This window comes from Paucibacter sp. Y2R2-4 (assembly GCF_025717535.1).
In the GTDB taxonomy this organism is placed as follows: Bacteria; Pseudomonadota; Gammaproteobacteria; order Burkholderiales; family Burkholderiaceae_C; genus Paucibacter_A.
In genome coordinates, this window is the sequence record NZ_JAJIRO010000002.1 from 524,182 (window position 1) to 537,570 (window position 13,389).

Annotated in this window: 10 protein-coding genes, 1 other RNA gene and 1 pseudogene; 8 read left to right on the forward strand and 4 right to left on the reverse strand. The window is 63.6% G+C overall.

The features are described 5' to 3' along the window. Positions 1-8 precede the first annotated feature (8 nt). A complete protein-coding gene (locus LNV06_RS09255) occupies positions 9-2,063 on the reverse strand; it encodes a molybdopterin-containing oxidoreductase family protein (protein WP_263537963.1) in 2,055 nt (684 codons plus the stop codon). 77 nt (positions 2,064-2,140) lie between these two features. Here LNV06_RS09255 and LNV06_RS09260 point away from each other — a divergent pair, with 77 nt between their 5' ends. From LNV06_RS09260 to LNV06_RS09280, 5 genes are all read left to right on the forward strand, one after another. Next, a complete protein-coding gene (locus tag LNV06_RS09260) occupies positions 2,141-2,509 on the forward strand; it encodes a hypothetical protein (RefSeq protein WP_263537964.1) in 369 nt (122 codons plus the stop codon). A gap of 116 nt (positions 2,510-2,625) precedes the next feature. Continuing rightward, positions 2,626-3,822 carry a M20 aminoacylase family protein gene (locus tag LNV06_RS09265; protein ID WP_263537965.1) on the forward strand — a complete coding sequence of 399 codons (1,197 nt, stop codon included), beginning with the start codon at positions 2,626-2,628 and terminating at the stop codon, positions 3,820-3,822. A gap of 13 nt (positions 3,823-3,835) precedes the next feature. Then, on the forward strand, positions 3,836-4,945 hold the full coding sequence (locus tag LNV06_RS09270) for a M14 family metallopeptidase (protein WP_263537966.1): 1,110 nt from the start codon (positions 3,836-3,838) through the stop codon (positions 4,943-4,945). Continuing rightward, positions 4,942-5,550, forward strand: a complete 609-nt coding sequence (locus LNV06_RS09275) for a DUF1415 domain-containing protein (protein ID WP_263537967.1) — start codon at positions 4,942-4,944, stop codon at positions 5,548-5,550. Before LNV06_RS09270 ends, LNV06_RS09275 begins: the two co-directional genes overlap by 4 nt. A gap of 183 nt (positions 5,551-5,733) precedes the next feature. Then, a complete protein-coding gene (locus tag LNV06_RS09280; RefSeq protein ID WP_263537968.1) occupies positions 5,734-8,055 on the forward strand; it encodes a response regulator in 2,322 nt (773 codons plus the stop codon). A gap of 102 nt (positions 8,056-8,157) precedes the next feature. Here the strand turns inward: LNV06_RS09280 and LNV06_RS09285 are convergent, their stop codons facing one another. After that, positions 8,158-9,195 carry a carbonic anhydrase gene (locus tag LNV06_RS09285; RefSeq protein ID WP_263537969.1) on the reverse strand — a complete coding sequence of 346 codons (1,038 nt, stop codon included), beginning with the start codon at positions 9,193-9,195 and terminating at the stop codon, positions 8,158-8,160. Between the two features lie 90 nt (positions 9,196-9,285). After that, positions 9,286-10,492 (reverse strand): annotated as a pseudogene (locus LNV06_RS09290) (multidrug effflux MFS transporter); the annotation flags it as partial. Positions 10,493-10,599: 107 nt separating this feature from the next. Here LNV06_RS09290 and LNV06_RS09295 point away from each other — a divergent pair. Beyond that, positions 10,600-11,601: a Gfo/Idh/MocA family protein gene (locus LNV06_RS09295; protein WP_263537971.1), complete on the forward strand. Its 1,002-nt coding sequence runs from the start codon at positions 10,600-10,602 to the stop codon at positions 11,599-11,601. Positions 11,602-11,629: 28 nt separating this feature from the next. Here LNV06_RS09295 and rnpB read toward each other — a convergent pair. Next, positions 11,630-12,002, reverse strand: an RNA gene (gene rnpB, locus LNV06_RS09300) — RNase P RNA component class A. A gap of 109 nt (positions 12,003-12,111) precedes the next feature. Here rnpB and LNV06_RS09305 point away from each other — a divergent pair. Together LNV06_RS09305 and cysK are read left to right on the forward strand one after the other, a co-directional pair. Beyond that, positions 12,112-12,393, forward strand: a complete 282-nt coding sequence (locus tag LNV06_RS09305) for a helix-turn-helix domain-containing protein (RefSeq protein ID WP_263537972.1) — start codon at positions 12,112-12,114, stop codon at positions 12,391-12,393. Positions 12,394-12,452: 59 nt separating this feature from the next. Next, complete coding sequence (cysK, locus tag LNV06_RS09310; RefSeq protein ID WP_263537973.1) at positions 12,453-13,370, forward strand: cysteine synthase A; 918 nt, start codon at positions 12,453-12,455, stop codon at positions 13,368-13,370. Positions 13,371-13,389 lie beyond the last annotated feature (19 nt).

Genomic DNA, 13,389 nt, shown 5'->3' on the forward strand with positions numbered 1-13,389 from the left:
GGTCTGGCTCACGCCCGCGTCGTCACTTCGTCGGCCAGCGCCACCTCGACCAGGCAGTCATAGAAACTCGGCGCCCGGCCCATATCGGTCAGGCCTTGGTGGGTCACTTCATTGACATTGCTGCCGCGTGGCCCCAGCTTGCGCCACCAGATGCCCAGACCATTGACCACGCCCGGCCGAGCCCGCGCGCTGATGCGCATGCGGCAGTGGTAGTCGCCCCGCTCGTTGAAGACCCGCACCATGGCGCCATCGTGCAGACCGCGCTGGGCGGCATCGTCCGCATGCATCTCCAGCACCGGCTCGCCCTCGATATCGCGCAAGCTCTTCACATTGACGAAGGTGGAATTCAAAAAGTTACGCGCCGGGGGCGAGATCATCGCCAAGGGATAACGGCGCGCCAGCTCCGGGCTGGAAGTGCGGCTCTCGTAATTGGGCACATAGTCGGCGCCGCCGGCTTGCGCGCGGCCATTGGGGGTCAAGAACTGACCCTCGGCAAAGGGCGCTTCTTTCAAAGGCAGGGACTGCCAGCCCTGCGCACGCAAGGCCTCGAAGTCAATCGCTTCAGTGAAGACCTGGCGAGCCAGTTGCTCATCGCTCTCCTGAAAGCAAGGCTCATCAAAGCCCATGGCCGCGGCCAGTTCCCGAAAGATTTGCGAGTTCGGCTTGGCTTCGCCCAGCGGAGCAATCGCCGGCTCATTGAGCAAAACATCGGTGTGGCCATAGCTGCTGTGCACATCCAGATGCTCCAACTGCGTGGTGGCGGGCAGCACATAGTCGGCCAGATCGGCGGTATCGGTCATGAAGTGTTCCAAGACCACGGTGAACAAGTCCTCCCGCTGGAAGCCTCGCACGACCTTGGGCGACTCCGGGGCCACCGCCACCGGATTGCTGTTGTAGACGATCAGCGCTTCAATCTGGGGGCCAAACTCTTTTGATGCCGGGCGCAGCAACTCATCGCCAATGCTGCTCATGTTGATGGTGCGGGCCGCTGATCGGCGCAGCTCGGGGTGATCCAGCAGATCGTTCTTGTAAGGCGCAAACCAGCCGGAACTGGACAGCAGCAAGCCGCCGGCGCGGTGACGCCAGGCACCGGTCAGGCAGGGCAGCAAGGCCACCAGGCGCACCGCATTGCCGCCACCGCGCACCCGCTGCATGCCGTAGTTCAGCCGGATGGCGGCCGGCGCCAAGGTGCCGTAGTCGCGCGCCAGACCCTGCACTTCAGCGACCGTGATGCCGCAGAGCTCGGCGGTGCGCTCGGGCGGCCACTGCATGGCCTTGGCGCGCAGTTCTTCCCAACCGTCCACATGCCGGGCCAAGTAGTCGTGGTCCAACCAGTCGTTCACGATCAGCTCATGCATCAGGCCCAAGGCCAGTGCCCCATCGGTGCCGGGCAGCAAGCCGATGTGCTGATGGCATTTATCAGCGGTCTCGGTCTTGCGCGGGTCGATGCAAATCAGCTTCGCCCCGGCCCGCTTGGCCTGGTTGGCATAGGTCCAGAAATGCAGATTGGAGGCGATGGAGTTGCTGCCCCAAATCAGGATCAGCTGGCTCTCGGCAAAGTGCGGCAGATGCATGCCGACCTTGTGGCCATAGGTGGCGCTCAAGGCTGCAGCACCGGCCGAGGCGCAAATGGTGCGATCCAAAAGGGACGCGCCCAAGCGGTTGAAAAAGCGCCCCGCCATGGCCTCGCCTTGCACATAGCCCATGGTGCCGGCATAGCTGTAGGGCAGGATGGCCTGCGGGTCGCGGGAGGCGATGGCCTTCAGTCGACCCGAAATATCGGCCAAGGCCGTGGCCCAGCTGACCTCTTCAAAACGCGGCGCCTCGTGCTTGGCGCTGACCCGGCGCAGCGGCTTGAGCAGGCGCTCGGGGTGGTAGCTGCGCTCGGCATAACGCGAGACCTTGGTGCACAGCGCACCGTGGGTGCTGGGGTGATCGGCGGCGCCTTGCACCTTGATCACGCGCCCCCCCTCCACCGTGATGCGCAGCGCGCAGGTGTCGGGGCAGTCATGCGGGCAGGCGCCCTTGACGATATGGGTGTCAGAGAGAGTCAGATCTTGCATGGCCGAACTATTGCACAAAGCTATTGCGCGAGCGCCGATTCGGATACCCTTGAAGCTCTGGGCCGCCGGGAGGCATGATGAATGACTACATGGGCTTGCTTGCTTTGATCGTCGGTGCAGGCTTGGGCGGCTTGATCGCGAGTTGGTGGTGGCTACGCCCCTTGAATGCCGCGAAGGCGCGCGTTGCCAAGCTCGAAGCCGCCCGTGAAGCACTGAAGCAGCAGAATGCCCAAGCACGCAAACAGGTCGAGCAGTTGCACGCCGATGTGGCCGAGTTGCGTCATGCACTCGGCAAGATCGACGCCGCAAGAGCGCAAGAACTGCGCGTGCAAGCCGCCAGCCGCAGCCTGCCCGATCAGGGCCCCTTTCTTGGCGAAGCCCAAGCCCCCTCGCCGGCCGGCGATGGTTTTGCACAGACCCAAGTCTTTCTGCCCAGGGCGGGCTGAGCACTTGCCCCTGCCGGCCTGAGGCCAGGGCGACGGCAGTAAACTGACTCTCTCAAAAACAGGACTGTGGCCGCCTGCCTTTCAAGCCGTTGCGCCGCCCGCTCTGACACACGCCCATGAAGCCGATCGAATCCATCCTCCAAGACGCCCCCGCCATCACCGCGCTGAGGCGTGATCTGCATGCGCACCCCGAGCTTTGCTTTCAGGAGCAGCGCACCTCGGACCTGATCGCCAAAGTCCTGACCGAATGGGGCATTCCGGTCCATCGCGGCCTGGGCACGACCGGCGTGGTGGGCATCGTCAAAGGCGGCAACTCCGACCGAGCTGTGGGCCTGCGCGCCGACATCGACGCCCTGCCCATGAGCGAGCACAACCAGTTCGCCCATGCCAGCACCTACCCCGGCAAGATGCACGCCTGCGGCCACGACGGCCACACCGCCATGCTGCTGGCCGCCGCTAAACACCTGGCCACGAACCGCAACTTCGACGGCACCATCTATCTGGTCTTCCAGCCAGCCGAAGAAGGCGGTGGCGGTGCCCGCGAGATGATCAAGGACGGGCTCTTCAAACTCTTCCCCATGGAGGCCATGTTCGGCGCCCACAACTGGCCCGGCATGGCGGCTGGCCAGTTCGCCGTCAAGACCGGGCCGGTGTTTGCCTCCAGCAATGAGTTCAAGATCACGCTGCGCGGCAAGGGCGCCCATGCAGCCATGCCACACAACGGCATCGACCCCGTGCCGGCCGCCTGCCAGATGGTGCAAGGCTTCCAGACCATCATCAGCCGCAACAAGCGGCCCATCGATGCCGGCGTGATCTCGGTGACCATGATCCACACCGGCGAGGCCACCAATGTCATCCCCGACTCCTGTGTGATCGAGGGCACGGTGCGCACCTTCACCCTAGAGGTGCTGGACATGATTCAGCGCCGCATGCAGCAGATGGCCGAGGCCACGGCGCAAGCCTTCGAAGTCAGCTGCGAGTTCGAATTCCGCCGCAACTATCCACCGACCATCAATCACCCCAAAGAAACCGAGTTTGTGCGCAGCGCGCTGAGCGAGATGGTCGGGGCTGCCAATGTGCAGGAGTTCGAGCCCACCATGGGCGCGGAGGACTTCAGCTTCTTCTTGCAAGAAAAGCCGGGCTGCTACTTCCTGATCGGCAACGGCGACGGCAGCCACCGCGTGGGCGGTCACGGCATGGGCCCTTGCATGCTGCACAACCCCAGCTATGACTTCAATGACGAGTTGATCCCGCTGGGCGGCTCGATGTGGGTGCGCTTGGCCGAGGCCTGGCTGAATCAACCCCGGCCTTGAAGCCTCTGCCCGCATGGCCTCACTGCCGCGCCGCTCAAGCATGAAGGCTGCCGAACATTTTTCGCAGAGCTATGCCGAGGCGCGGGCCAAGTTCCTCGCCGCTGCCACGGATGCGGGCTTGGATCTCACGCCGCATTGGCACCCGCTGCTGGGCAGCGAAGGCGAGCGCCTGGCCATGGATGTGTTGCGCCAAGGGCCCAAGGCGGCCGAGAAACTGCTCATCATCAGCAGCGCCTGCCACGGCGTGGAGGGCTTTGCGGGCTCCGGCATTCAAACCTATCTGCTGCGTGAGCCGCAATGGATGCAGGCCGTGGCCGACAGCGGCGTGGCCGTGCTCTACATCCACGCGCTGAACCCGCATGGTTTTTCCTGGTGGCGGCGTGTCACGCAAGAAGGCGTAGACCTGAACCGCAATTTTCACGACTTCCACCAGCCCTTGCCGCACAACGCAGGCTACGAAGAAATCGCCTCGGCTCTTCTGCCGCCGCATTGGCCGCCGCGGCCTGCCGACGAGGCGGTGTTGGCCGACTATGCGGCGCGGCATGGCGAAGCGGGATTGCAGGCGGCGGTTTCCGGCGGCCAATACAGCCACGAATTGGGCTTGTTCTACGGCGGCCGCGCGCCCACCTGGAGCCAGCAAACGCTACGCCATGTCTTGGAAGAACAGGGGGCCGGCGTGAAAGAGCTGGCCTGGATCGACCTGCACACGGGCTTGGGGCCGAGCGGCCATGGCGAGCGCATCTTCACCGGTCACGAGGACCCAGCCTCGCTGGCGCGCGCCAGGCACTGGTGGGGTGAGGCCGTCACCTCGCTGACTGACGGCAGCTCCAGTTCGGCGCCCCTGGTCGGCCTGATGTGGCAGGTGGCTGCGCAAGTGTGCCCACAGGCCCGCTACACCGGCATTGCGCTGGAATACGGCACCCTGCCCCTGGCGCAAATGTTTGAGGCCTTGCGCGCCGACCACTGGCTGGCAGCCCACCCCGAGGCGCCTAGCGATTTGGCCCGGTCGATCAAGCAACAAATACGCGACGCGTTTTACGTCGATACCGACCCGTGGAAACAAGCTCTGCAGGAGCAGGCTCTGGAAGCCGGCCTTCAGGCATTGAAAGGTTTGAACGAATGAGCAGCAGTACCACCTCTAACGAGCCCAAGACCGTGCCCGAGTTGAGCCCGCAAGAGATCGAAAAGGTTCAGCAAGAGACGCAGTACTGGCTGGAGAAGGCAGTCATTGGTCTGAACCTCTGCCCTTTTGCCAAGAGCGTTCATGTCAACAACAGACTGCGTTATGTGGTCAGCCAGGCCGACAGCCCGGAAGCCCTGCTGCGCGAATTGGCGCATGAGCTCTTGAGCCTGATGCGCGCCGACCCGGATGAGATCGAAACGACCTTGTTGATTCATCCGCGCGTTTTGACCGACTTCCTAGACTTCAATGACTTCATCGGCGCGGCCGATGCCTTGGTCGAAGATCTGGAGCTGGACGGCACGCTGCAAATCGCCAGCTTCCATCCGGACTATCAGTTCGGCGGCACCGAGCCGGACGATGTCAGCAACTACACCAACCGCTCGCCTTACCCGACGCTGCACTTGCTGCGCGAGAGCAGCATTGAGCGCGCCACTGAGACCATGGCCGATACCGACGCCATCTATGAAGCCAATATGCAAACCTTGGAACGTATCGGCCTGGAGGGTTGGCAGGCGCTGGGCTTGAAGCTCAGCGACAAGACTTGACCCTAGGCCCCCACCAAAGAGGCCGAGTAAGTCGCGCAGCGGCGCTTGAAATGGGTTCAGAATCCGATTCAGTCAGCCCGACTCCTGCCGAAACCCTTTCTGAAGGACCTGGATTCGGTTGATCGCTGAGTCCAAAGAGTCCGCCCGTCACCGCAGCCCGCACCCTTGACCCAAGAGGCCTTTTTGAACGAAACGAAAGCATCCAGCTCCCTGTTCGTCGCCATCGCCTTGGGCGCCAGCATTGGCTTGCTGGTGCCAGCCTTGATCGTTGGCGGTCTCTTGATCGGTTTGCGCGAGCCCCAGGTCGCCGAGGCTGCCATGCAGCAGGAGATGGAGGCCAAGCTCGATGTGCTGGGCAGCAGTTTGCCGGAGCTGCTCTGGAACCTCGACACCGTGGCCGCCCGCGAGGTGGTGGCCGCTGTGATGAAGTCCCCCGACGTGGTGCGGGTGGTGGTGCACGACGCCTCGCAAGGCGCGCCCTTCATCGAGATGGAATTCCCCGATCGCAAAAAAGGCCGCAGCCTGAAAGGGGAGCGCGAAATCTTTCGCGGCCAGGCCCGCATTGGCCAGCTGTCCGTGGAAGTAGACGACCAACTCAGCACCGCAGCGCTGAGCCGGCAGCGCTGGCTTTACGCCGCCACCGTGGGCGGCCAGCTATTGGCTTCGCTGGCCTTGATCCTGGCCTTGTTGAACTCTCGCCTGATGCGTCCGCTGCGACGCCTCGGCGGCTTTGCCAATGACCTGGCCGCCGGCCGCTTCGATGCCCAGCTGCCGCCCAGCAGCACCGATGAAATCGGTCAATTGGGCGGGCATTTGGAGCATATGCGCACCGCCTTGCAACAGCAGTTCGATGCGCAGCGCGCCTTGATCGAACGTCTGCGCGGCATGGCGGAGACGGTGCCGGGCGTGGTCTACCAGCTGCGCCTGGGGCGCGACGGCAAGTACGCCTTCGCCTATGTCAGCGAAGCAGTGAAAGACTATTTCCAGCTGACCGCCAGCCGCTTGGGCAAAGACGCCGAGCGCTGGTTTGAGCAGATTGCCGCGGCCGACCGTGCTGCGGTGCGCGACTCTTTGCAGGCTTCAGCGCGCCAACTCAGTCCCTGGCAGCAAGAGTTCCGCACCTACCGGGCCGATGGCAGCGAACGCTGGCTGTACGGCAATGCCATTCCCCAACTGGAAGAAGGCGGCAGCGTGCTCTGGCACGGGTTTTTGACCGACATTTCCAGCCAACGCCGCGATGCCTTGGAGCTGCTGCGTTACCGCAACCATCTGGAAGAGTTGGTGGAAGCGCGCACCGCCGAACTGGCCGAGGCCACCAAGGCCGCGCAGGCCGCTAGCCTGGCCAAGAGCGCCTTCCTGGCCAATATGAGCCATGAGATTCGCACGCCGATGAACGCCATCATCGGCCTGACCTATCTGGTTCAAAGTGACAGCACCGAACCGACCCAGCAGCTGCGCCTGCAAAAGGTGGCCGATGCCGCCGAGCATCTGCTCAGTGTCATCAACAAGGTGCTGGACTTCTCCAAGATCGAGGCTGGCAAGATGCAGCTGGCCCACGCCGAGTTCACCGTCGCCCAGGTGCTGGACAGCATCTCCAGCATGTTGGCGCAGCAGGCCAGCGAAAAGCGCCTGCAGATGCAGATCGACATCGCGCCAGGCCTGGAATCCCAGGTCTTGCTGGGCGATGCGCAGCGCATCATCGAAGTGCTGTTGAACTTTGGCGGTAATGCTTTCAAGTTCACCGAAAACGGCTATGTGCGCTTCAGTGCCAGCATTGAACGAGACCTGGGCTCCGCGCTGCAACTGCGCTTTGAGGTGCAAGACAGCGGCATTGGCATCAATGAAGAAGCCCAGGGGCGGCTGTTCCAAGATTTTGAGCAGGCAGACAGCTCCACCACCCGTCGCTACGGCGGCACCGGTCTGGGTCTGGCCATTTGCCGCCGCTTGGCCGAGCTGATGCAGGGCGAGGTCGGGGTGCACAGCGCACTCGGCCAGGGCAGCCGCTTCTGGTTCACCTTGCGCGTGGACAAGAGTGCGGTCAACACCTTGGCCCAACTGCCCCCTGCCACTCGCAGCCATGCGGCCCGCGATCTTTTGCAGCAGTTCAGCGGAACCCGCATCTTGCTGGCCGAAGACAATGCGGTGAACCAAGAGGTGGCGGTGGCCTTGCTTGGCAGCGCCGGCCTGCGGGTCGATGTGGCGCAAGATGGTCAGGAAGCCCTGCGCATGGCGAGCGAATACGACTACGGCCTGGTGTTGATGGATGTGCAAATGCCCTTGATGGACGGCTTGGACGCGACCCGAGCGATCCGCGACATGGAGCGTCAACGCGGCAAGCCCAGCACGCCGATTCTGGCCATGACGGCCAATGCCTTCGCCGAAGAGCGGCAGCGCTGCCTGGACGCCGGTATGAATGACCATGTCGCCAAACCGGTGGTCGCCGAGCAACTCTTTGCCACTTTGCATATGTGGCTGAGCCAGAGCAGTAAAACGCGCGCGCCCTGAGGGCTTTCAGAACAGGCGCTGCGCTCTCAGCGAGTCCGGCCACACAACAGCCGAGCTGAGCATGGACCTCTGCGGGAGCCGCAAGCCTCCGCGCCGCTGGGCTCAGTTGGACTCTTTGATCAGCCGGCCAGAGCCGGCCTGGATGGGCCGGGCATTCATCGGGTAGAGGCGCGAGAAGATACTGATCTGGTTGCTGGACACTTGCACCGGCGAGCGCATCACCATCCACAGCACGCCCTCGGAGCAAGGTGGCGTGGTCAGCGAGCCCATATAGGTGTAGTAGGCCCGGTCCACCGGCAGCAACTGGGTTAGGTCAATAAAGCCCGGCGCTGGCAAGGCCTCGCCTTTTTCCAGCGGCAGATTGTTCCAAATGGTCTGAATCAAGGCCTGGTCGCGGCCGCGCTCCAACAAGACGGCCACAACGGCGAGCTTGCCGTCGGGGTCTTTGTGGACCAGATGGGCCACCATATCGAATTGACGGCCGTTGATGCGCTCTTCACTCGGGCGGTGGAAGTGGAACTGCAGCAAATCAAAACGACGCCCCATCACCGTCAGCGCATTACCGGGCGCCACATTGACCTGGATGGTGTGGCCGTTGTCCAGCACCGCAAAGCCGCTGGGGCGGTAGTCGAACTGGATCTTTTCCAGATCCACCCGAATGCCTTCACGAATATCGATGGGGCTTTGCCGCGTGCCTACCGAGCATTGACGGTTTTCGGGGCTCAGCTCGGCCCAGCGCTCCGGCGCGCCTTCGCCCGCATAGCCCCAGTGAACATGAGCGCTGGCATGGGCAGGCGCAGGCTCAGCCTTGCTGCCGGCTTTGGATTTAGCACCGGCCTTGCTGCCGCCCTTGCCCTCACCTTTGCCCTCAGCCTCCTCTGGGCCGCCCTTATTGGCCACCTTCATCTGGCCGCTGGCCCCAGCGGGGGTGTTGCTCAGCCGCTCGGCCAAGCGCTTGCGCAAGACATCCAGCGGCTCGCCGTCCGCGCCTGTGGCCGGGGCCGGGGCCGCCTCGGCCGCCTTGGACTTGGGTTCGTTGGCTTGCGCAGCGCCGAATGCCAAGACGCCACCGAGCGCCAAAGCTTGCACCGCCAGGGCCAGCTGCGACCTTTTTGCCACCCAAAAACTAGAAACATGCATGATTCAACGCTCCTGGGCGCTTGATCGCCCTGATCGTCGAGTCATCGGCTGTTTTGCCCTCGATCTTGAGGGCGAGGGCTGCAACTTAGCCTCAGGCCATTTCTCGTTTGACAGCCAACCAAGCCGTCAAACCGATGGCCATCATGGACATGGAGCCCAGTGCCAGCGTCAGCGTGGAGTGCATCACCAGTGGCACCACCAAGCCAGCCACCAAGCCATTCGCCGCGCTGCCGATGCAGGCCTGCAGCGATGACGCCATGCCGCGCCGCTCGGGCACTTCATCCAGCACCATCAGCGTCACCACCGGCACCATCAAGGCCCAGCCAAAAGAGAAGGCGCCGATCACCGGCAAGGCCCAGAAGGGGCTGGGCGGCAGCAAGAGATTGAGCAACACATTCAGGCTGGCAAACACGAACATGATGGTGAAGCCCCGCCGAATCTGCTGCTTAGGCCGGATCTTGCCGGCCAAACGGCCGCTCAGCCAGGCGCCGCCCATGATGCCGCCAATAGCAAAACAGAAGAACCAGAAGAACTGCGTCGGCGCCAGGCCCAGATGCTCACCGACGAACACCGGGGCGGCCAGCACATAGAGAAACATGCCGTTGAAAGGAATGCCGCTGGCAAGCGCCAGCAAGAGGAAGCGGCGGTTCGAGCACAAGCGCCAGTAGTCCCGCAGCAGCGGCCCAACCTGAAAGGGCTGAACCATGTCTTTGTGCAGCGTCTCGGGCAGCAGCCGCCAATTGGCGACAAACAGAATCACGCCCACCGCCACCAGGAACCAAAAGATCGAATGCCAGTCGGCGTGCACAAACAAAAAGCCGCCGATCATCGGCGCGATGGCCGGCGCCACACCGAAAAAGATGGTGACCTGCGACATCACCCGCTGCGCCTCCGAAGGCGCAAACATATCGCGAATGATGGCGCGCGACACCACCATGCCGGCGCCAGCCGACATGCCCTGCACCGTGCGCCAAAACACCAGTTGGCCGATGCTACCGGAGAGCGCGCAGCCCACCGAGGCCAAGGTGAAGACCGCCATGCCCCACAAAACCACCGGCCGGCGACCGAAGCTATCGGACAAAGCGCCGTGGAACAAATTCATCAGCGCAAAGCCAAACAAATAGCTCGACAGCGTCTGCTGCATCTGCACCGGTGTGGCCTGCAGCGCCGCGGCAATGCCGGAGAAGGCCGGCAGATAGGTGTCAATCGAGAAGGGCCCCAACATGGCCAAACCGGCCAACATGACGGCCAAGGCCCAACGCGGTGCGCGCCATAGATTGCTGGCTTCGGGATTCATAGTGGGGCGAGGGACGCGGCGCTGGCGGCGTCTGGATTGAGCAGCCATGCAGTGTAAGGGCGGGCCCTAAACTGCGGGCTTCAAGGGTTTTGCTGGGCGAACAAACAATGAGTGAAGGTCAATTGAATATCGGGGTGATCGGCCTGGGCGTGATGGGTCAGCGCATGCTGGCCCGCCTGGCCACGCACCCGCGCTTGCGCGCGACCACGGTTTGGGACGCTCAGCCGGCAGCCATCGCTGCCACCTTGCAGGCCTATCCCGAGCTACGTGCCGCTGACAGTGCCGAAGCACTGATTGCCTCGCCCGGCCTGCACAGCCTCTACATCGCCACGCCACCCGCGCCGCATATGGCGCTGTCCGAACTGGCCTTTGACGCCGGGCTGGCGGTGTTTTGCGAAAAGCCCTTGACGGTGGCCTTTGACGCCGCGCGCGCTTGCATTGCGCGCATCGAGGCGCAAGGCCAACGCGCGGCGGTGAACTTTGCCTTGGCCTCCTCCAAAGGTTTGGCCCTGCTGCAGTCGCAATTCGGCAAGGGTACTGAGCGCCCACTGGGGGACTTGCAGTCCATCGAGCTGGAGCTGGCTTTCGCCGCCTGGCCGCGCCCTTGGCAAGCGGCCGCTGGCGCTTGGCTGGGCGAGCGCATCGAGGGCGGCTTCAGCCGCGAAGTCTTGTCGCACTTCATCTTTGCCCTGCAACGCGTGCTGGCCCCAGCCCAGGTGCACAGCAGCCGGGTGCAATACCCCGCCGACGGCATTTCGGCAGAAATTGGACTGCAGGCTGAATTGCAAGCGGCCGGCGTGCCGCTGAGCATTCGAGGCAGCGTCGGCGGCGCGGGCGAGGTCCCGGCGGACCTGAATCGCATGCGCTGGCAAGCGGCTGCGGGACAGATTCAATTGCAGGAGTGGTTCAGCCAGATCGAAGTTCGTACTGCGGCTGGACACTTGCTGCCGCAAGAGGTGTCGAACGGCGACTTGCGCCTGAATGGCCAGCGCGACCAGTTGGATCAATGGGTGGCGCTGATCGAAGGCCGCCCGCATGGTCTGCCCGGCTATGCCGAGGCCTTGGCGGTGCAAGAAACCATCGAGGCGCTGCTGCAAGGGCGCGGCTGAGCCTGGCCTTGCAGTGTCAATGAATAAAGAGTGAAGCAAGCCGATAGGCCGGATTCTGTGCAAGACCTGGCCCTTGCGGGCCCGGTCTTGTGACCGCCATTCCTCTTGGCCGGACATCACTGCCCGGCTCGGTGCCACCTACCCGCCAGCTCTGCGAGCCGCATCAATACTGGCCTACTTGGTGTTGCTGCGCGTAGAGATTGCCCGTTTCACCCGACCCCGGAGGCTGCGCTTCCGGTCCCGCAAGGCTTGCGCCCTGCACGTTTGATCGACTCGTCTCTGTTGCTCTAATCCTCGGCTCACGCCGGACAGCCGTTAGCTGCTACGCCGCTCTATGCAGTCCGGACCTTCCTCCAGCCCCAGGTTTCCCTGATCGGGCCAGCGGCGGTCTGGCTTGCTTCACAGCCGCCATTATCGCCCAGCCTTCAGTGCCTTTAGAACGCCCAAGCGAGGCCGCCTCTTTGCCTCTACCATTCGGGCTTCACCGAAAGCCCTGATAGCCCTGATCGCATGCCGCACCTGACCTCCATCGACTTGCCCACGCCCACCGGCGATGAACTGAAAGCCGCCCGCATGGCCGCCGGCCTGAGCCAGGTGGAGGCCGCGCAGCTGATGGGCTACCCGGTGCAAGCCGGCAGCCGCGGCGGCCTGCAATCGCGCACCTGGCAGGCCCTGGAGAGCGCCAGCGACCCGCGCAATATGCCGGGCCCGGTGTTTGCCCTCTTTCTCTTGATGACCGAGCAGCACCCCGAGTACACCCTGGTGCGCAAAGGGAGCCCCGTCGCGAACTGAAGCGCGCATGACGGTCCGCACAAAATTCTCACCTTCTGTCTCACCCAAGGAGTTCATTGATGAAAGCCGACAGCGTTCTCGCCACCATTGGCAACACCCCGCATATCCGCATCCAGCGCCTGTTCGGCGCGCAGGCCCAGGTCTGGGTGAAGTCGGAGCGCAGCAATCCCGGCGGCTCGATCAAGGACCGCATTGCCCTGTCCATGGTGGAAGACGCCGAAGCGCGCGGCCTGCTCAAGCCCGGCGCCACCATCATCGAGCCGACCTCGGGCAATACCGGCGTGGGCTTGGCCATGGTGGCCGCCGTCAAGGGCTACAAGTTGATTCTGGTGATGCCGGACAGCATGTCGGTCGAGCGCCGCCGCCTGATGCTGGCTTATGGCGCCAGTTTTGACCTGACGCCGCGCGAAAAAGGCATGAAGGGCGCTATCGCCCGCGCCCAGGAGTTGATGGCCGAGCACCCTGGATCCTGGATGCCCCAGCAGTTTGAGAACCCGGCCAATATCGCCGTCCATGTGCGCAGCACCGCGGAAGAAATCTTGGCCGACTTCCCGGCCGGCTTGGATGCCTTGATCACCGGCGTGGGCACCGGCGGCCACATCACAGGCTGCGCTCAAGTGCTGAAGAAAGCTTGGCCCAATCTGAAGGTGTTTGCGGTGGAACCCGCCGCCTCGCCGGTGATCAGCGGCGGCGCGCCCAGCCCACACCCGATTCAAGGCATTGGCGCCGGCTTCATCCCCGCCAATTTGCACACCGGCCTGTTGGACGGCGTGATCCAAGTCGAGGCCGAAGAGGCGCGTGAATATGCGCGCCGCAGCGCTTCGCAAGAGGGCCTGTTGGTGGGCATTTCCAGCGGTGCCACGCTGGCCGCCATCGCCAAGAAGCTGCCCGAACTGCCGGCTGGCTCACGTGTGTTGGGCTTCAACTACGACACCGGCGAGCGCTATTTGTCGATCGAAGGCTTCTTGCCCGCATAAAGCAGACGCCTGAAAAAAG

What these genes read in the sequence shown, in the direction of transcription:
- LNV06_RS09255 (WP_263537963.1), bottom strand. Translation starts at nt 2,063, where the DNA reads ATGCAAGATCTGACTCTCTCTGACACCCATATCGTCAAGGGCGCCTGC.
- LNV06_RS09260 (WP_263537964.1), top strand. Translation starts at nt 2,141, where the DNA reads ATGAATGACTACATGGGCTTGCTTGCTTTGATCGTCGGTGCAGGCTTG.
- LNV06_RS09265 (WP_263537965.1), top strand. Translation starts at nt 2,626, where the DNA reads ATGAAGCCGATCGAATCCATCCTCCAAGACGCCCCCGCCATCACCGCG.
- LNV06_RS09270 (WP_263537966.1), top strand. Translation starts at nt 3,836, where the DNA reads ATGGCCTCACTGCCGCGCCGCTCAAGCATGAAGGCTGCCGAACATTTT.
- LNV06_RS09275 (WP_263537967.1), top strand. Translation starts at nt 4,942, where the DNA reads ATGAGCAGCAGTACCACCTCTAACGAGCCCAAGACCGTGCCCGAGTTG.
- LNV06_RS09285 (WP_263537969.1), bottom strand. Translation starts at nt 9,195, where the DNA reads ATGCATGTTTCTAGTTTTTGGGTGGCAAAAAGGTCGCAGCTGGCCCTG.
- LNV06_RS09295 (WP_263537971.1), top strand. Translation starts at nt 10,600, where the DNA reads ATGAGTGAAGGTCAATTGAATATCGGGGTGATCGGCCTGGGCGTGATG.
- LNV06_RS09305 (WP_263537972.1), top strand. Translation starts at nt 12,112, where the DNA reads ATGCCGCACCTGACCTCCATCGACTTGCCCACGCCCACCGGCGATGAA.
- cysK (WP_263537973.1), top strand. Translation starts at nt 12,453, where the DNA reads ATGAAAGCCGACAGCGTTCTCGCCACCATTGGCAACACCCCGCATATC.